General features: G+C 58.3%; 19 protein-coding genes. 14 read left to right on the forward strand and 5 right to left on the reverse strand.

Translation table 11 applies throughout. From position 1 onward, the window contains the following. Positions 1 to 109: 109 nt before the first annotated feature. Complete coding sequence (locus RYC18_RS20545) at positions 110 to 700, reverse strand: cysteine hydrolase family protein (protein WP_002552839.1); 591 nt, start codon at positions 698 to 700, stop codon at positions 110 to 112. Positions 701 to 962: 262 nt separating this feature from the next. On the opposite strand from RYC18_RS20545, the gene prmB reads away from it, so the two are divergent. Then, positions 963 to 1871 (forward strand): 50S ribosomal protein L3 N(5)-glutamine methyltransferase, encoded by a 909-nt coding sequence (prmB, locus tag RYC18_RS20550; protein WP_002552840.1) that lies wholly within the window; start codon positions 963 to 965, stop codon positions 1869 to 1871. Positions 1872 to 1914: 43 nt separating this feature from the next. On the opposite strand, the gene RYC18_RS20555 is transcribed toward prmB, so the two are convergent. Both RYC18_RS20555 and RYC18_RS20560 read right to left on the reverse strand, forming a co-directional pair. Continuing rightward, a complete protein-coding gene (locus RYC18_RS20555; protein WP_004665837.1) occupies positions 1915 to 2718 on the reverse strand; it encodes a hypothetical protein in 804 nt (267 codons plus the stop codon). Positions 2719 to 2833: 115 nt separating this feature from the next. Further along, positions 2834 to 3862: an alpha/beta hydrolase gene (locus RYC18_RS20560; RefSeq protein ID WP_002552842.1), complete on the reverse strand. Its 1029-nt coding sequence runs from the start codon at positions 3860 to 3862 to the stop codon at positions 2834 to 2836. 141 nt (positions 3863 to 4003) lie between these two features. Between RYC18_RS20560 and aroC the strand changes: the two genes are divergently transcribed. From aroC to RYC18_RS20590, 6 genes are all read left to right on the forward strand, one after another. After that, the gene (aroC, locus tag RYC18_RS20565) at positions 4004 to 5095 is read left to right on the forward strand and encodes a chorismate synthase (protein WP_005744350.1); all 1092 of its coding nucleotides are present in this window, start codon (positions 4004 to 4006) and stop codon (positions 5093 to 5095) included. A gap of 30 nt (positions 5096 to 5125) precedes the next feature. Beyond that, complete coding sequence (locus tag RYC18_RS20570; protein WP_316886672.1) at positions 5126 to 6289, forward strand: MFS transporter; 1164 nt, start codon at positions 5126 to 5128, stop codon at positions 6287 to 6289. Further along, positions 6286 to 6900 carry a methylthioribulose 1-phosphate dehydratase gene (locus tag RYC18_RS20575; protein ID WP_316886673.1) on the forward strand — a complete coding sequence of 205 codons (615 nt, stop codon included), beginning with the start codon at positions 6286 to 6288 and terminating at the stop codon, positions 6898 to 6900. Before RYC18_RS20570 ends, RYC18_RS20575 begins: the two co-directional genes overlap by 4 nt. A gap of 82 nt (positions 6901 to 6982) precedes the next feature. Continuing rightward, on the forward strand, positions 6983 to 7528 hold the full coding sequence (locus RYC18_RS20580) for a 1,2-dihydroxy-3-keto-5-methylthiopentene dioxygenase (protein ID WP_005744353.1): 546 nt from the start codon (positions 6983 to 6985) through the stop codon (positions 7526 to 7528). A gap of 16 nt (positions 7529 to 7544) precedes the next feature. Then, a complete protein-coding gene (mtnC, locus tag RYC18_RS20585) occupies positions 7545 to 8228 on the forward strand; it encodes an acireductone synthase (protein ID WP_316886674.1) in 684 nt (227 codons plus the stop codon). Between the two features lie 256 nt (positions 8229 to 8484). Beyond that, entirely contained in the window at positions 8485 to 9207 is a 723-nt protein-coding gene (locus RYC18_RS20590; RefSeq protein ID WP_316886675.1) for a helix-turn-helix transcriptional regulator, read from the forward strand. A 109-nt stretch (positions 9208 to 9316) separates the two neighbouring features. On the opposite strand, the gene RYC18_RS20595 is transcribed toward RYC18_RS20590, so the two are convergent. Beyond that, complete coding sequence (locus RYC18_RS20595) at positions 9317 to 9595, reverse strand: DUF3509 domain-containing protein (RefSeq protein WP_002552849.1); 279 nt, start codon at positions 9593 to 9595, stop codon at positions 9317 to 9319. Positions 9596 to 9941: 346 nt separating this feature from the next. On the opposite strand from RYC18_RS20595, the gene RYC18_RS20600 reads away from it, so the two are divergent. Further along, entirely contained in the window at positions 9942 to 10487 is a 546-nt protein-coding gene (locus RYC18_RS20600; protein ID WP_005744355.1) for an ankyrin repeat domain-containing protein, read from the forward strand. 95 nt (positions 10488 to 10582) lie between these two features. Further along, positions 10583 to 11101, forward strand: a complete 519-nt coding sequence (locus RYC18_RS20605; protein WP_316886676.1) for a hypothetical protein — start codon at positions 10583 to 10585, stop codon at positions 11099 to 11101. On the opposite strand, the gene RYC18_RS20610 is transcribed toward RYC18_RS20605, so the two are convergent. Beyond that, positions 11098 to 12024 (reverse strand): ZIP family metal transporter, encoded by a 927-nt coding sequence (locus RYC18_RS20610; RefSeq protein WP_004665830.1) that lies wholly within the window; start codon positions 12022 to 12024, stop codon positions 11098 to 11100. The genes RYC18_RS20605 and RYC18_RS20610 overlap by 4 nt on opposite strands. Positions 12025 to 12176: 152 nt before the next feature. On the opposite strand from RYC18_RS20610, the gene RYC18_RS20615 reads away from it, so the two are divergent. From RYC18_RS20615 to RYC18_RS20635, 5 genes are all read left to right on the forward strand, one after another. Next, positions 12177 to 12368: a PLDc N-terminal domain-containing protein gene (locus RYC18_RS20615; RefSeq protein WP_002552853.1), complete on the forward strand. Its 192-nt coding sequence runs from the start codon at positions 12177 to 12179 to the stop codon at positions 12366 to 12368. Between the two features lie 189 nt (positions 12369 to 12557). Beyond that, the gene (speE, locus tag RYC18_RS20620) at positions 12558 to 13418 is read left to right on the forward strand and encodes a polyamine aminopropyltransferase (protein WP_004661359.1); all 861 of its coding nucleotides are present in this window, start codon (positions 12558 to 12560) and stop codon (positions 13416 to 13418) included. A 262-nt stretch (positions 13419 to 13680) separates the two neighbouring features. Next, the gene (locus RYC18_RS20625) at positions 13681 to 15768 is read left to right on the forward strand and encodes an LTA synthase family protein (RefSeq protein ID WP_005782986.1); all 2088 of its coding nucleotides are present in this window, start codon (positions 13681 to 13683) and stop codon (positions 15766 to 15768) included. Between the two features lie 192 nt (positions 15769 to 15960). Further along, positions 15961 to 16197: a hypothetical protein gene (locus RYC18_RS20630; protein ID WP_002552856.1), complete on the forward strand. Its 237-nt coding sequence runs from the start codon at positions 15961 to 15963 to the stop codon at positions 16195 to 16197. A gap of 248 nt (positions 16198 to 16445) precedes the next feature. Then, complete coding sequence (locus RYC18_RS20635; protein WP_002552857.1) at positions 16446 to 16787, forward strand: ribonuclease E inhibitor RraB; 342 nt, start codon at positions 16446 to 16448, stop codon at positions 16785 to 16787. The last annotated feature ends 31 nt before the right edge of the window (positions 16788 to 16818 follow it).

Below are 16818 nucleotides of genomic sequence, written 5' to 3' on the forward strand. Positions count from 1 at the left end.
GCTGTGACCCGGAGAATAAGGGGTGGTTCCCGCCTCAGGGATGATACGAGCCGGCAAGGGATAGGCGGTTATGTGAATACGCCCACACAACCACTCGTTCCGGCGCAGATCAGATCAGGTCTTTGGTCAGCGCCAGTGTGGCGAAGTTGTCGGCCATGATCGCCATCTCGGTTCTATGCACCACCTGCGCGCTGACGACGCCGTGCGGGCTCGGCAAGTCGCGGGTTGCGCAGGCATCGTCGACCAGTGTGCAGCGATAACCATAGTCCTTGGTAGCGCGAACCGTGGTGCTGATGCTCGAGTGGCTCATGAAGCCGCAGACGATCAGGTCCAGATGACCCAGCTTTTGCAGAAGATCATGCAGCCCGGTGCCGTTGAAAGCGTTGGGCAGGCGTTTTTCGACCAGATGTTCGTCGTCCTTTGGCAACAGCTCCGGCACCAGTTGACCGCGCTCGCCCTGTGGGTCGAACAGGCCGCCCACAGTGCCCAGATGGCGAATATGAACAATCGGGCACTTGACCGCACGGGCCTTCTCGACCAATTGGCAGATGTTGGCCAGGGCTTCGTCGACGCCGGTCAGGGCCAGCGGGCCGCTAAGGTATTCTTTCTGGGCATCGATGATGATCAGCGTCGCATTGCTCAAATTGGCGGGCGCATGCACCCGGCCGCTGAGTTGGAACATGGTCTTTAAATCGGACATTCACGGGCTCCTTGGTGTGGGGCTTTTGTGACATTGTCCTCTGGCTGAGGCGTTCTGGGAATGGCAACCATCGCAGGCCACGGTTTTTATGGCCTGCAGGGCAGTTGGCGGTGGGGGTGGCTGGCGGTTTGCCTTGATGGCAGTACGCGAATCATGGAAACTTCCATGCCTATCGGGTACGAAGAATGTGCATTGTTCGGAACCAGACTTTTCACCGTGGCTCGTCTTACAGCAGCTCGTCGTCTTTCCAAGGAGTTTGTCCATGATCACTTCCCGTTTGCGTACCGTGCGCGACCATATACGGTGGGCCGTCAGCCGCTTTCACGAGGAAGACGTATTTTTCGGTCATGGCACCGACAATGCCTGGGATGAAGCGCGGCAGTTGGTGCTGGGCGCATTGCATCTGCCTTGGGAAATCGCCGACAGCTACCTGGATTGCCGCCTGGAAGTCGACGAAATATCCGAACTGCAACGCCTGATCAAACGCCGAATCGATGACCGTGTGCCAACGCCGTATCTGCTGGGCGAAGCCTGGTTCTGCGGTATGTCGTTCATTGTCGATGATCGTGTATTGATCCCGCGTTCACCTATTGCCGAACTGATCGAAGAGCGTTTCGCGCCCTGGCTGGCCAACGAACCAGCCCGGATTCTGGACTTGTGCACCGGCTCCGGTTGCATCGGTATCGCTTGTGCCGAGGTGTTTCCCGAAGCCGAGGTGGCCCTGGCCGACTTGTCCTACGACGCACTGGAGGTGGCTAACCAGAACATCGAGCGTCACGGCATGGAGGATCGCGTCTACACCGTGCAGGGCGACGGGTTCGACGGTTTGCCGGGGCAGCGCTTCGACCTGATCGTGTCCAACCCGCCCTATGTGGACGCCGAAGACTTTGCCGACATGCCCGACGAGTATCAGCATGAGCCTGAGCTGGCGCTGGCCTGTGGCAGCGATGGTCTGAACCTGGTACGCCGTATGCTCGCCCAGGCAGCCGATCATCTGAACGAGAAAGGCTTGCTGATCGTCGAAGTAGGCAACAGCCAGGTGCACGTGCAGGCACTGTACCCGGAAGTCGATTTCGCCTGGCTGGATTTCCAGCGCGGCGGTCACGGGGTGTTCATGCTCACAGCAGAACAGTGCCGCAACCATCAGGCGTTGTTCCAGTCGAAGGTTTGACAGGGAAGACTGAGAGAAGGGGGAGCTGAGATCAGCTCCTTTTTTATCGGTGGGTCGCGATCCAGATCAACAGTCCCGCCTGAAACACTGCGAAGGTCACCAGGCAGGCAATCGTGAAGCGCAGACCAGCGTCCTCGCGCTTGTACTTGCCGACCCGGTCCTCGTGCTGGCGAATGGTCACTTCCTGTTCGATCAGGTTCTTCTCGGCCTTTTCCAGCATTTGCGAGGCTTCGAGAATTTCGATGATCTGCACCTTGTCGTTGTTCCAGGTGCTGTGCAGGTTGCCGACGTGTACGTCCTTGATGGTGCCTTTCATGTGCTGGGCATCGGCGTACGCTACTTCAAAACCCAAGGTGCGCAGAAAGTGGTCACGACGCAGGCGTGTGTCTTCGTTCAGGCCGTCCTTGCTCGCCAGCGCTACGCCTTCAATCTTGTAGGATGACCATCTTTTCTGCGCCCAATGCACGGCATGGGCGATCATGAAACGACCGATGCCGCGGTTCCACGGCTCGATCTGCAAGCCTGATTCGGGACCGAAGCGCACAGTGCGCTTTTCGTGATCGGCCCAGACATCCAGATTGTTCTGCTCCTTGCGGACCCGTTGGCCTGGCAGCTGCACATTGATGCGCAGCAGGCTCAATTCCTTGCTGTGCCGCTCGGCACGACCAAACTGCACAAAACGCAAGGGCCGTCCGCCGGTGGCGCGGTCGGTAGGCTGTGGTGCCAGACGCAACATCTGAAAGTTCTCGGGCAGAACGTCTTCCCACGGCTGCGGCGGTGCCTGAACCTCGGCTTCTACGCTTTCGGGTGCTGCAGTGGTTTCAGTCATGATATTCGCGTCAGTCATAATGGTGTCCTTTCCTGGGCCTTGCACCGGGATACTTGCAACGGAATACTTGCAACGGAACAAAAAGCCAGCAAACCGCTATCGGCCAGATATCCGAAGACTGAAGGGTTTGCAATTATCTGACGTCAGATTTTTTTCCTGGTTGGGGCAGGGCCTTGATGAAGGCCAGGATCCGCTTGGTCACTTCACTGGCCAGTGGCTGGGTCGGGTTGCGGTAGGACAACAACTGCTGCTGTAAGTCGTCTGGCACGATACGCAGCACATGATTCATTCCGTCGATCAGGGCCAGTTCGGCATCCGGTCTGGCTTTTTGCAGCAGCAGGGCATCGCCCACGCCCACCTGAATGTCGTTGCGCCCCTGAACGATCAGCGCCGGAATGTGCACTGCAGCGAAGGCTGCGGCGGGGTCCTGGCGAAACAGCGAGATCAGATACGGCTGGACACTGGGGCGAAATACCACTTCCAGCTCGGCGGGCACGTTGTCATCGGTCTTGCCCGCCTTCAGTTCATCGAGCAACTGATTGCTGCGTTGCAGCAGATCCGGTGGCAAGCGCTCCTGAAATTGTTCGCGCAGCACCTGATCGACAGGCCGTCCGGTGCCCGCCACGGAAATCAACGCCGCTGCACCCACTTTTTCAGCCGCCAGCGTCGCCACCAGCGCACCCTCGCTGTGGCCCAGAAGAATCAGCTGGCCAAGGCGCGGGTTGGCTTTGAGCGCTCTGGCCCAGAGTTGAACATCGGCCACGTAGCGCTCGACGCTCAGATTGCGTTCATCCGGCGTGACTGCCTTGCTGGCTGCGACGCCGCGTTTGTCGTAGCGCACGCTGGCGATATTGTTTTTAGCCAGAACCACCGCCAGGCGTTTCATGCTGTCGTTGCGTCCACCCTCAGGGTTGTTGCCGTCGCGGTCGGTGGGGCCGGAACCGGCGATGATCAGCACCACCGGGACCGGTTTGTCCGAACGGGGCATCAGCAGAGTGCCGTACAGTTTGCCGTTTTCGGTATCCACCGTGATCGGCCGCTGCACCACGCTGGGCGCCGCAGCACTGGCTGTTCCGGCGATTAGGCTCAGGGTCAATGTTATCGGCAGGGCCAGCAGACGCAGCGCGTTTGGTACTCGAAGCAGGGAATTACCGGATAACATCGCAAGGCCATCATGGGGAGAGTCTCGCTTGGACGCGCGGCGTGACAGAAGGTTCGAGGATGAACTGAACCGCGAGCCTGCGTATACTGGCGCGCTTGGTTTAACGATCTGGTTTTTTGGCTGATTTTTCGGAGCGCCCGCATGTCCGGCAACACTTTCGGCAAGCTGTTCACTGTCACCACCGCCGGCGAAAGCCACGGCCCGGCGCTGGTCGCTATCGTCGACGGCTGCCCGCCGGGGCTGGAGCTGGACCTGCAAGACCTGCAGCGTGATCTGGACCGGCGCAAGCCAGGCACCAGCCGTCATACCACGCAGCGTCAGGAGGCCGATGAGGTCGAGATCCTCTCCGGCGTCTTCGAGGGCAAAACCACCGGTGCCTCCATAGGCCTGCTGATCCGCAACACTGACCAGAAGTCCAAGGACTATTCGGCCATCAAGGACCTGTTCCGTCCGGCCCATGCCGATTACACCTACCACCACAAGTACGGTATTCGCGATTACCGCGGCGGCGGCCGCAGTTCGGCACGGGAAACCGCCATGCGCGTGGCAGCGGGGGCGATTGCCAAGAAATATCTGGCAACCCAGGGCATCGTCATTCGCGGCTACATGAGCCAGCTGGGCCCGATCCAGATCCCGTTCAAGACCTGGGATTCGGTAGAAGACAACGCGTTTTTCTGCCCCGACCCTGACAAGGTGCCGGAGCTGGAAGCCTACATGGACCAGCTGCGACGTGATCAGGACTCGGTCGGGGCGAAAATAACGGTGGTGGCCGAAGGCGTAATGCCCGGCCTCGGCGAGCCGATCTTCGATCGTCTGGACGCCGAGCTGGCACACGCGCTGATGAGCATCAATGCGGTCAAGGGCGTAGAGATCGGTGCCGGTTTCGACTGCGTTGCACAGCGCGGTACCGAGCACCGCGACGAGATGACCCCACAGGGTTTCCTGTCCAATCAGGCGGGCGGCATTCTTGGTGGCATTTCCTCGGGCCAGCCGATCATTGCGCATCTGGCGCTCAAACCAACCTCCAGCATCACCACGCCGGGGCGTTCGATCGATACCGATGGCAACGCGGCTGACGTCATCACCAAAGGCCGGCACGACCCGTGTGTCGGCATTCGCGCCACACCGATTGCCGAGGCGATGATGGCCATCGTGTTGCTCGATCATCTGCTGCGTCATCGCGGTCAGAACGCCGATGTCAGCGTCAACACGCCTGTGCTGGGACAGTTGTAATGCGCGCTGTCACGGTCGCGGACTGCTAGCGTGACGCAAACATCCGGCGGACAGCTTCCTTACTGGCGGCTGTCCGGGTTCTACGTGTGCTATTTCGCCTTGCTCGGCCTGTCTGCGCCGTTCATGGCCCTTTATCTTCATCACTTGGGTTTTTCCAGCTCACGCATAGGCGAACTGATCGCCATCCCTATGCTGATGCGCTGTGTCGCGCCCAATCTTTGGGGGTGGCTGGGTGATCACACCGGTTGGCGTCTGACCATTGTGCGGTCTGGTGCCATCTGCACGTTGTTGGCGTTTTCGCTGATTCTGGTCGAAAAAAGCTATGCCTGGCTGGCGATGGTCATGGCGCTCTATGCGTTCTTCTGGCATGCCATCCTGCCGCAGTTCGAAGTCATCACCCTCGCGCACCTGCAAGGCCAGACCTCGCGTTACAGTCAGATCCGACTGTGGGGCTCGATCGGTTTCATTCTGGCGGTCGTGGTGCTGGGACGGATGTTCGAGTGGTTCAGTCTGGATCTGTTTCCTTACATCGCGCTGGCGATCATGGCCGGTATCGTTGTCAGCAGCTGGTGGGTGCCGAATGCGCATCCCTCACCGTCGAGCCGCGAAACCGTGTCGGGCGGCTTTCTCAGGCAACTGGCGCGTCCCGGTGTATTGGCGTTCTACCTCAGTGTCGCGCTGATGGTGCTCAGCCATGGGCCGTATTACACCTTTTTGACCCTGCACCTCGAAGCGCTCGGTTACAGCCGTGGCCTGATCGGCCTGCTATGGGCGGTCGGTGTGGTGGCTGAAGTGCTGATGTTCATGGTCATGAGCCGGATTCTGCAGCGCTTTTCGGTACGTCAGGTGCTGTTCGCCAGTTTTCTGCTGGCTGCGCTGCGCTGGCTGCTGCTGGGACTGTTTGCCGATCACCTGACCGCGCTGCTGATTGCTCAGGTGATGCACGCCGCCACGTTCGGCAGCTTTCACGCCGCCGCCATTCATTTCGTGCAAAGTAGCTTTGGCCCGCGTCAGCAAGGACAGGGACAGGCACTGTATGCCGCGTTGTCCGGCGTGGGTGGCGCGTTGGGCGCTCTGTATTCCGGTTACAGCTGGAACGCGCTGGGGCCAGCCTGGACGTTTGCCATTGCCAGCCTTGTAGCCTTTGCCGCAGCCATCATGATTATCACACCCAAGAAAGAGGAAGGTGTATGAGCCGCGAACAACTTAGCGTGGAAATAATCGAGGCCGGGCGCTTCCTGTATGGCCGCGGCTGGTCGCCTGCCACCAGCAGCAATTACTCCGCGCGTCTTTCAGCCACCGAGGCGCTACTGACCGTATCCGGCAGGCACAAGGGCGAGTTGGGTCCTGACGATGTGCTGGCTACCGATATGGCAGGCAACAGCCTGGAGCCCGGGAAAAAGCCGTCTGCTGAAACCTTGCTGCACACCCAGTTGTACAGCAGCAGGCCACAGGTCGGCGCGGTGCTGCACACCCACTCGGTGAATGCGACGGTGCTGTCGAGGCTGACTGCCGCCGATCATCTGGTGTTCGAGGATTACGAGCTGCAAAAGGCCTTTCACGGCGTGGTCACTCATCAGTCGCAGGTCGTGGTACCGATTTTCGACAACGATCAGGATATTGCCCGTCTCGCCGCAAAGGTGCAGCCTTGGCTGGACGCCCATCCCGAGTGCGCTGGTTACCTGATCCGCGGTCACGGTCTCTACACCTGGGGGGCAAAAATGAGCGACGCCTTGCGCCAGATCGAAGCGTTCGAGTTTCTGTTTGAATGCGAACTTAAAATGCGCGCGGTATTGAACCGTTGAAAACGTCGTATTAAAACCAGCCTGTAAGCCTGACCTGCCTGTAAAAGCCGGAAGGTGGTGCCCCAAACCGAGGATTCATGCCATGAGCAGCCTGTCCGTTTATCACGTTTCAAGCCCTGACACGCCCAACAAGGTGCTGACCCATCTGGAAGATATTGCTTCGACGCTGGCCGAGCACGGCGTGGCGTTCGACCGCTGGGAAGCGGCGACGCCGATTACCCCCGGTGCCAGCCAGGAAGAAGTGATCAGCGCCTATCGTACCCAGATCGACAAGCTGATGACCGAGCATGGTTATGTCACCGTGGACGTCATCAGCCTCAACAGTGACCACCCGCAGAAAGCCGAATTGCGCGCCAAATTTCTTGAAGAGCATCGGCATGGCGAGGACGAAGTGCGCTTTTTCGTAGCCGGGCGGGGCTTGTTCACATTGCACATCGAGGACTACGTATACGCCGTGCTGTGCGAAAAGAACGACCTGATTTCCGTACCGGCCGGCACCCGGCACTGGTTCGATATGGGCGAAAACCCGCATTTCGTTGCCATCCGCCTGTTCAACAATCCGGAAGGCTGGGTGGCGAATTTTACCGGTGAAGACATTGCTGGCCGTTTTCCACGGCTGGAAGACTGACAGGAGCCCGATTCTGATGCCCATCAAAGCTATCCTCACGGATATTGAAGGCACCACCAGCGCAGTGAGTTTTGTTTTCGACGTGCTGTTTCCGTTTGCCAAAAAGCACCTGCCCGGGTTTGTTCGGCAAAACGCCGGACAACCGGCAGTGGCGTCGCAGCTGCAAGCGGTACGCAGCGAGGCCTGCGAGCCTGATGCCGATGTCGAGCGGGTTATTGCAATACTGCTGGAATGGATTGCCGAAGACCGCAAGGCCACGCCGCTCAAGGCGTTGCAGGGCATGGTCTGGGAGCAGGGCTATAACGCCGGACAGCTCAAGGGCCATGTTTACCCGGATGCTGTCGATGCCTTGAAACACTGGCATCAACAGGGCTACAGGCTTTACGTTTATTCCTCGGGCTCAATTCAGGCTCAGCAATTGATTTTTGGCTGTTCCGAGGCGGGCGATCTGTCCGGTCTGTTCAGTGGTTACTTCGATACGACGTCCGGCCCCAAGCGCGAAGCGCAGTCCTACCGGACGATTGCGCAGGCAATCGAGTGTCCTGCCGAGCACATTCTGTTCCTCTCGGATATCGTCGAAGAGCTCGACGCAGCGCAGGCCGCTGGCATGGTCACCTGCGGTCTGGCGCGTGACGGCGGGGTGCTTGCGGGTCACAGATATGTGAGCAGTTTCGCGCTCATTGACCCTGCTTCGTTCTAAACGACATCAGCCTGTCGTGCGCGGCATTGTCCTGATGCCGCGGTATGAAAATCTGCCCGCCGCAAGGCTTGCACGCTATTTTCTGTCTGGAGCGTCCTGTTTTTGAGTGGGACGTTGCCTACCTGAAAGTGCGTTGAGTCTGTTTGTTCTGCTCGTCATTCTTCAACGCGATTATTCGTGTAAGTTCTGCGCCCATCGTCCCCTGAGTCACGGACAACACCTGTACCGATTCACGGGCGCATAAGGAGCGGCAGCGATGTGCAGTGCCATTACAGAAAGCGCAAGCAGGGACTTATTGATACAGCAGATGGTGAGCACGATCAGCGAACTCGATGGCCAGACCGCTATCGAGAATGCCCTCGAATGGCTAAGGCGCGAATGCAACAGTGAGCGGGCGATGTTCTATCAGTTCAAAGGGCCGGTGCTGCTGACGTTCATTACCTGCAATGTCGATGATGCCTGGGGCAAGGCTTACCGCCAGCGCGAGTTCATCACCCAGGATCCGGTCATCCGCTGTTATCGCAATCAGTTGGGATTTGTGAATTGGCAGGATGCATTCAGACAGTATCCGGTGTCAGCGTGTTACGAAGAAATCGTCGATACGTGCGAACTGCTTCCGGCCATTTCCTACGGCTACATGAACCATTGCCGTGGTGCCGACAGCGTGACGTCGGTTTGTACGCTGGGTGAAGTGGGGCGAGCGATCTCCGCTGAACAAAAATACCTCATGAGCAGTCTCATGCCGGTGCTGCACAGCGTTGCGCGGGGTTTGAAGTTCTGCTCTCGCGGTTTGACCCATCGGGAACTGGAGGTACTGCAGTGGGCCAGGGATGGAAAAACTGCCTGGGAGATCTCAATGATCCGCGACGTGTCGGAGTCGACGGTGAAGTATCACCTCAAGACCATCTATTCCAAGCTGGGTGTCGCCAATAGGGCGCAGGCGGTAGGCGAAGCGCTTTGCCGGGGTTTGATCAGGTAATCGACACCTGAAAACGCGGGCAAAAAAAAGCCGCGAGAACAAGGTGTAATCGCGGCAAACAAGGGATGAGAGCGTACAGCGGGTGCCGCCTGTCAAGGCGGCGGGAAAATCAACGGGTGTGGTAAGTCGGCAGGTCAAAGCGGTGCTGACTTTGCAGCATCGAAATAGCTGGCAACTCGCTGGCTTGTGCAGCCAGGTCGCGGCGGATAGCACTGATTACCCATTCCAGCTGGACCGGAGTGTGCAATTGAGCATAAGACACGGAGCGACGGATCTGCTTGCCATCGTGAGTACGCAGTGACAACAGAACACCACCATCAGGACGTGGCTGGGTGGTAACGGTGTAGTCGGAGAATACGGAAGCGAATTTTTCTTGAATAAAAGTCATGTCAGGCGGCTCCATTGCTCATGGGATAATAAGCTTGGAAGTACTATTGCAGTGTCTGTGCCAGTCTTTGACTTAAAATAAATCCTTTAAAATCAATAACTTGAAATATTCTCTATTTTAAGTCTTCGTGCATTTTGCATGAACACCCTTCGTGCGCCCTGCATTTTGCCGTTTCCTGCATGATGGGTATCGGGCAGGAGGGGGATTGCATCGATTGCGGTGATCAGGAGCAGGCGTTGCGCATCCGTATCGATGCTGATCGAACAGCTGGCGAGACTTGAGGTCAGTGTGTGTATCGACGCCGGGTCAACGCATGCCCGGAGTACCGTGCGCCAAGGAGTAGTTAATGACCGATACAAATATCAGCGCTTCGCAAACCATGACTGAAGACGAAGCCGCCGAGTTCGCCGAGCAGGTATTCGATGTGGCTCGCCAGGGAAATGCAGTCATGTTGGAGCGTCTGCTTGAAAAGGGCCTGCCTGCAGACTTGCGCAACCACAAGGGCGACACGCTGCTGATGCTGGCCAGTTATCACTGTCATGCGGATGCGGTCCGGGTGCTGCTTGATCACAAGGCCGATCCGGAAATTCGCAACGACAATGGTCAGAGCCCTATCGCCGGTGCTGCGTTCAAGGGCGATCTGGCGGTGGTGAGGCTGCTGGTCGAGGCCGGTGCCGACGTCGATGGTGCCTCTGCCGATGGTCGTACTGCGTTGATGATGGCGGCCATGTTCAATCGCAACGAGATAGTCGATTACCTGATCAGTCAGGGCGCGGACCCGCATGCCACTGATGCCAAGGGCATCACGGCACTGGGTGCCGCTCAGGCAATGGGTGCGACTGTCACCATTGATCAACTGATCAAACTGGGTGTGCAGCCGGCCCGGTCCTGATGCCGAGTGCCTTCAGGGCATGAACACATAGAGGCGCGATGGATTTACCGTTATCCTTCGCGCCTCTTTTTTTGCCCGTTATCAGGATCGCTCCCATGAAAGACTCACTGGTCGAATTAATCAGCAAAGTCAGCTCCGGCTGCATGGGCGACGACGAAATCGTGCGTATTGCCGATGAAGCCGCGCAGGCGTATGCCGACCCTCAGGCTTTTCTGGCCGCCAACCCTGATATCAACTACGACGACACCTTTCCGATTCCGCTGGGCGAATGGGTGGTGGTGGGCAGTCTGCCGGAAACCGTGCTGTTTCAGGCCGACAGTTATATGGACCTGTTCGAGCAGATCGTGCAGTCATTCGGCAAGAACGTGACGTTCAACATCAAGCCGAAACAATTGGCCAAGGTCGAACCACTGGTAGCGCTCAACCGGATTCAGATTCAATTGAGCAGCATGAACAAGGACATGGGCGGCTACGTGCTGATGAACTTCAGCCAGCCGCTGGATGACGAACTGCAAGCGGTGCTGGTGTATGGCCATGACGAGGCGCGGGTGCTTGAACTGGCAGCGTTGGCCGGCATCCATGCCGCACCCGCTCTGCAGGCATTGCGCGGTTAACCCAGCGCCGTGTCGAGAAACATCATTACCGCGAAGCCGCCCATCAGGCCGAGCGTCGCCGAGGTCTGATGGCCGTTGCGGTGGGTTTCCGGGATGACTTCATGGGACACCACGAAGATCATCGCACCTGCCGCCAGCCCCATGCTGAGCGGGTAGGCGATGGCAAACCCGCTGGAAATACCCAGGCCCACTAGCGCGCCCAGCGGCTCCATGAGTCCTGAACCGATGGCCACCAGCATTGCCTTGAATGCCGACAGCCCGGTAGCACGCAGGGCCAGCGCAATGGCCAGGCCCTCAGGGATGTCCTGAATAGCAATGGCAGTAGTCAACGGCAGGCCGACGTTCATGTCGCCGCTGGCGAAGCTCACACCTATCGCCATGCCCTCCGGCAGGTTATGCAGGGTAATCGCCAGGACAAACAGCCAGACCCGGCTGATTCGCTCTGAATGAGGACCCTGACGGCCCACGCTTTCATGCTCGTGCGGGGTGAACTTGTCCAGCCCAAGCATCAACAGCACACCCAGGCCCAGACCGGTCACCACCGTCGCAGCGGCCCAAGGGCCACTGTCGGTTATGCCCCGAGCGGCCTCCAGCCCGGGCAGTATCAGCGAGAACGAGCTGGCAGCCAGCATCATGCCGGCAGCAAAACCGAGCATGATGTCTTGAGCGCGTTGCGAAACGTTGCGCAGGGCGACCGCCATGACTGCACCCAGCGCCGTCGCCAGGAAGCCGGCCGTGCCGCCCAGCAGTGCATGATTGAAGTTGACCTGGCTGGTGCCATAGAAGGCGTTGTAAAGACTGATGCCGCCGAGGCCGACGACGATCAGCAGAGCAAGGGCGAAACCCAGGCTCACCAGCGGGCTGCCCTGAAGATGGTTGAACCATGTCGCCCAAGGCGTTCGGGGTTGTGCGGGCGTTGGCATGAAGACGGCTACCTGTGTGAGGGTGAAAGCGATAATGAATGAAATGCGAAGTCGACCCCCGTTGGGAGCCTGAGAATATAAGGTTGGTTCAACGGAACCCCCGAACGGCGCAACTATCCTAGGAAGGTAAGCATTCAATTAGGGGCAACACCATGGGTTCTAGTTTCAACGGCCTGGTCGGCTTGATCATTCTGGCGCTCGATATCTGGGCCATCATCAATGTCTTGAAAAGCGGCGCCGAGACCGGCAAGAAAATTCTCTGGGTATTGTTGATCGTGCTGTTGCCTGTTGTGGGCCTGATCATCTGGGCAATCCTCGGACCGCGTGGCAACGTGCGAATCTGATAGGCCGCCAGGTTATCAACGAACGCTTGATTACCCTGGGTAATCAGGCGTTTTTCGCTCATGGGCCAGGGCATTTGCAAGCATGACGCTGCACAGAGGTTCGACCTGTCATGTTCCTCGACGTAGAATGCGCGCCTTTGTTGTGGGCGGTCGGCCGTCCTGTCATCAGTACCCAGCGGGAGCTTACCCATGAGCGATTATCAGGAAACGTTGTACGAAGGCTACGGCCAGCGCTTTCGTATGGAAAAAATGCTGCACGAAGTGCGTACCGAACACCAGCATCTGGTGATCTTCCAGAACCCGCGCATGGGCCGCGTCATGGCGCTGGACGGCGTGATCCAGACCACCGAGGCGGATGAGTTCATCTATCACGAAATGCTCACTCACGTGCCGATTCTGGCCCACGGCGCTGCCAAACGTGTACTGATCATTGGCGGCGGCGATGGCGGCATGCTGCGCGAAGTCGCCAAGCACCTGACCGTCGAGCACATCACTATGGTCGAGATCGACGCCACGGTGGTCGAGATGTGCAAGGAGTTCCTGCCCAATCACTCCAGTGGCGCTTTTGACGATTCGCGCTTGAACCTGGTCATCGACGACGGCATGCGCTTTGTCGCGACGACCGAAGAGAAGTTCGACGTGATCATCTCCGACTCCACTGATCCTATCGGTCCGGGCGAAGTGCTGTTTTCGGAGAACTTTTATCAGGCCTGTCATCGCTGCCTGAACGAAGGCGGCATTCTGGTTACCCAGAACGGTACGCCCTTCATGCAACTGAGCGGTGTGCAGACCACTGCAGGACGCATGAATGGCCTGTTTGCCGATTGGCATTTCTATCAGGCCGCCATCCCGACCTACATCGGCGGTGCAATGACTTTTGCCTGGGGCGCCACTGACAAGAGCTACCGCAAACTGCCACTGGAAACCCTGCGTCAGCGCTTCACGGGCAGCGGTATTGTTACGCGCTATTACAACCCGGAAGTTCACATTGGCGCATTCGCCTTGCCGCAGTACGTACTGCAGGCTGTGAGCAAGGCCAGCAACGACTGATCAATAGATCTGACGTTAGCGGCCGGGTCAGCCATAACGCCGCCTGAGAGGCGTTGAAGCACGCAACTGGCGACAGAAATTTCACACTTTCTGTCCCAGAATTGCGCGCGAAGCTGAACAGGCACGCGTATTCATGGGCCGCCCCGGCCCTTGGTGACCCGCAATCAAGTAATATCTGCGCCCTGTCGTACGCCGCCCGCCCTTGGTGAAGGGCGGTGCTGCACCCTGAACCTACCCCTGAATCCACCGGATCCTGACAACCATGGCTAAAACGGACGCCCAGATTCATCGGCAAGCCCGCCTGCTGAACCCGACTGTCAAATCGCATCTGGCTTACATCCTGCTCAGCGGTTTCGCTTTGATGGTGATGTACACGCTGTTGCGTATCGGTCTGCTGGTCTACAACCGCGAGATGATTGGCGACACGCCAGCCTCGACATTCCTTGAAGCACTCTTCAACGGCACGCGTTTCGACCTGCGCCTGACCATGTATCTGCTCATTCCGCTGGTGCTGTCGCTGTTCAGCGCCCGGGCCATGGCTGCACGCGGGTTTTTCCGGTTCTGGCTGACCCTGGTCGGCAGCATCACGCTGTTCTTCGGCTTGATGGAAATGGACTTCTACCGTGAGTTTCACCAGCGCCTGAACGGTCTGGTGTTTCAATACGTCAAGGAAGACCCCAAGACTGTCCTGAGCATGCTCTGGTATGGCTTTCCGGTGGTTCGCTACCTGCTCGCCTGGGCAATCGTGACCTGGCTGTTGAGCCTGGTGTTCAAGGGCATCGACCGCCTGACGCGGCCACGCCTCGTAACGACGAAGGGCACCCAGACGGTCAGTACAGTTGCGCCGTGGTACATGCGTGTTGGCGTTTTCGTGCTGGTATTGCTGGTTATGGTGGTGTGCATCCGTGGCACCCTGCGCCAGGGCCCACCGCTGCGTTGGGGTGACGCTTACACCACCGACTCCAACTTCGCCAACCAGCTGGGCCTGAACGGCACACTGACCCTGATTACGGCGGCCAAGAGCCGTATGTCCGAAGATCGCGACAACATCTGGAAGGCGACGCTGCCACAGGCCGAGGCGCAGCAGACGGTGCGCGACATGCTGCTGACCTCGCATGACAAGCTTGTGGAACCCGATATTGCCGCTGTGCGTCGTGACTTCACGCCACCGGCAGAGAACACCTTGCCGATCCGCAACGTGGTCGTGATCCTGATGGAAAGCTTCGCCGGTCACTCGGTAGGGGCGCTGGGCAACGATGCCAACATCACGCCGTATTTCGACAAGCTGTCGAAAGAGGGGCTGTTGTTCGACCACTTCTTCTCCAACGGTACCCACACCCATCAGGGCATGTTCGCCACCATGGCGTGCTTCCCGAACCTGCCGGGCTTTGAGTACCTGATGCAGACGCCAGAGGGCAGCCATAAGCTGTCGGGCCTTCCGCAATTGCTGAGCGCGGGTCGCAACTACGATGACGTCTATGTCTATAACGGCAACTTCGCCTGGGACAACCAGTCGGGCTTCTTCAGCAACCAGGGCATGACCAACTTTGTCGGTCGCGAGGACTTCGTCAATCCGGTGTTCTCCGATCCGACCTGGGGCGTTTCCGACCAGGACATGTTCGACCGTGGCGCCCAGGAGCTCAAAGCTCGTCAGGACGGCAAGCCGTTCTATGCGCTGCTGCAGACCCTGTCCAACCACACGCCGTATGCATTGCCGGACCCGCTGCCGGTCGAGCGCGTGACCGGGCACGGCTCGCTGGATGAGCATTTGACCGCCATGCGTTATGCCGACTGGGCGCTGGGTCAGTTCTTCGAGAAGGCCAAAAAAGAGCCTTACTACAAGAACACCCTGTTCGTGGTGCTGGGCGACCATGGTTTCGGCAATGACAAGCAGTTGACTGAAATGGACCTGGGCCGTTTCAACGTGCCATTGCTACTGATCGGGCCTGGGGTACAAGAGAAATTCGGCCAGCGCAGCAGCATTGTCGGCACACAGGTTGACGTAGTGCCAACCATCATGGGTCGTCTGGGTGGCCTGAACCGCAACCAGTGCTGGGGCCGCGATCTGCTGAACCTGCCTGAGGGTGACAAGGGCTTCGGTGTGATCAAGCCGTCGGGCAGTGAGCAGGTGGTCGCGATCATCAGCGGCAACCGCATTCTGATCGAGCCGACAGAAATGCCGGCCAAGCTGTTGACCTACACACTGGGTGCCAAGCCGTCTGCCGAAGAAGTGCCTGATGCACCTGACACTCAGGAGCTCAAGCGCAAGCTGGAAAGCTTCCTGCAGACCGCCACCAAGAGCCTTCTGGACAACACGGCCGGTGTCGAGGCCAGCAAGAACCGTAACTGACCATGACTGACTTGTCCGGGTACCCGGCAAGTCGGATCAGCAGCACACAAAAGGCCCTCGGCATCCATTGCGAGGGCCTTTTGTTTTGCCCGTCATCGCGGGCTGTCCGGCGTAATTCGTTGGAACGAATGCATGGGCCAAAAGGTCCTTATCACATAAGCCAGAGTGCCTGGCTTCGTTCTGGAGGCATTGATGAAACAGTGGGCCATTTCGTATCTGGACAAGGATGGTGTGCAGCAACTCCGTGAGGCTGGTTTTGACGAGCGTCCCAGTGAGGAGGAGGCCGCGCGTTTCCTGCGCAAGGACCTGTATCCAGTCACCGATGAGCTGGATCTCAATGATCTTGACGGGCGCACCGACGAGCCTACGGTTAAAACGCTTAAAGACCATAACAGTGTGCGGATCATTTCCATTACAGAAGTTGCCTGACCTGCGGTGATTCAAAAAGCTTTTCGTGGCAACCACTTGGCATCCTGCCCACGATGGGTCTACTCTGCAGATGAGGCTGTTCAAACGGCCTCTGACATCTCGATACCCGACCTGTGCCAAGCCTGGTCTGGTCAGCTACATGCTTGATTCCCCACGCCGGATTATCTGTCGTGCGGCGGCCCCCGATGATTCGGCGGTCGCTCTGGAAGAGTTGAAACTCTATCTATCGTTGCATAGGAGGACGTTTCATGAGCACAGCCTATCAAGAGGACATCAGCAGTAACGTACTGCGCCGCATGAAAGAAGGCGGTTTTGATTTCGCGCGAATCTATCCCATCGAGTTTTACGCCATCTTCCCGGATGAGGAGCGGGCACGGCAGGCTGCAGAGCAATTTCGCGGTGAATCCCTCAATACCCAGGTAAACGTACGTGATGACGGTAACTGGCACTTGCAGTTGAGCAAAGTGATGTACGCCACTTATGACGGTATCGGTGATTTCGAGCAGGACTTCCAGATGGTGATTTCACCCATGGACGGTGAGGTCGAAGGTTGGGGTGTCACTCAGGAGATCAGAAGACTGCACGCTTGATGGCTTTTGATTGTCAGGCAACACATTACCG

The sequence above is a fragment of the Pseudomonas syringae group sp. 247E2 genome, assembly GCF_032587795.1.
Lineage (GTDB): Bacteria > Pseudomonadota > Gammaproteobacteria > Pseudomonadales > Pseudomonadaceae > Aquipseudomonas > Aquipseudomonas amygdali.

What these genes read in the sequence shown, in the direction of transcription:
- RYC18_RS20545 (WP_002552839.1), bottom strand. Translation starts at nt 700, where the DNA reads ATGTCCGATTTAAAGACCATGTTCCAACTCAGCGGCCGGGTGCATGCG.
- prmB (WP_002552840.1), top strand. Translation starts at nt 963, where the DNA reads ATGATCACTTCCCGTTTGCGTACCGTGCGCGACCATATACGGTGGGCC.
- RYC18_RS20555 (WP_004665837.1), bottom strand. Translation starts at nt 2,718, where the DNA reads ATGACTGACGCGAATATCATGACTGAAACCACTGCAGCACCCGAAAGC.
- RYC18_RS20560 (WP_002552842.1), bottom strand. Translation starts at nt 3,862, where the DNA reads ATGTTATCCGGTAATTCCCTGCTTCGAGTACCAAACGCGCTGCGTCTG.
- aroC (WP_005744350.1), top strand. Translation starts at nt 4,004, where the DNA reads ATGTCCGGCAACACTTTCGGCAAGCTGTTCACTGTCACCACCGCCGGC.
- RYC18_RS20575 (WP_316886673.1), top strand. Translation starts at nt 6,286, where the DNA reads ATGAGCCGCGAACAACTTAGCGTGGAAATAATCGAGGCCGGGCGCTTC.
- RYC18_RS20580 (WP_005744353.1), top strand. Translation starts at nt 6,983, where the DNA reads ATGAGCAGCCTGTCCGTTTATCACGTTTCAAGCCCTGACACGCCCAAC.
- mtnC (WP_316886674.1), top strand. Translation starts at nt 7,545, where the DNA reads ATGCCCATCAAAGCTATCCTCACGGATATTGAAGGCACCACCAGCGCA.
- RYC18_RS20590 (WP_316886675.1), top strand. Translation starts at nt 8,485, where the DNA reads ATGTGCAGTGCCATTACAGAAAGCGCAAGCAGGGACTTATTGATACAG.
- RYC18_RS20595 (WP_002552849.1), bottom strand. Translation starts at nt 9,595, where the DNA reads ATGACTTTTATTCAAGAAAAATTCGCTTCCGTATTCTCCGACTACACC.
- RYC18_RS20600 (WP_005744355.1), top strand. Translation starts at nt 9,942, where the DNA reads ATGACCGATACAAATATCAGCGCTTCGCAAACCATGACTGAAGACGAA.
- RYC18_RS20605 (WP_316886676.1), top strand. Translation starts at nt 10,583, where the DNA reads ATGAAAGACTCACTGGTCGAATTAATCAGCAAAGTCAGCTCCGGCTGC.
- RYC18_RS20610 (WP_004665830.1), bottom strand. Translation starts at nt 12,024, where the DNA reads ATGCCAACGCCCGCACAACCCCGAACGCCTTGGGCGACATGGTTCAAC.
- RYC18_RS20615 (WP_002552853.1), top strand. Translation starts at nt 12,177, where the DNA reads ATGGGTTCTAGTTTCAACGGCCTGGTCGGCTTGATCATTCTGGCGCTC.
- speE (WP_004661359.1), top strand. Translation starts at nt 12,558, where the DNA reads ATGAGCGATTATCAGGAAACGTTGTACGAAGGCTACGGCCAGCGCTTT.
- RYC18_RS20625 (WP_005782986.1), top strand. Translation starts at nt 13,681, where the DNA reads ATGGCTAAAACGGACGCCCAGATTCATCGGCAAGCCCGCCTGCTGAAC.
- RYC18_RS20630 (WP_002552856.1), top strand. Translation starts at nt 15,961, where the DNA reads ATGAAACAGTGGGCCATTTCGTATCTGGACAAGGATGGTGTGCAGCAA.
- RYC18_RS20635 (WP_002552857.1), top strand. Translation starts at nt 16,446, where the DNA reads ATGAGCACAGCCTATCAAGAGGACATCAGCAGTAACGTACTGCGCCGC.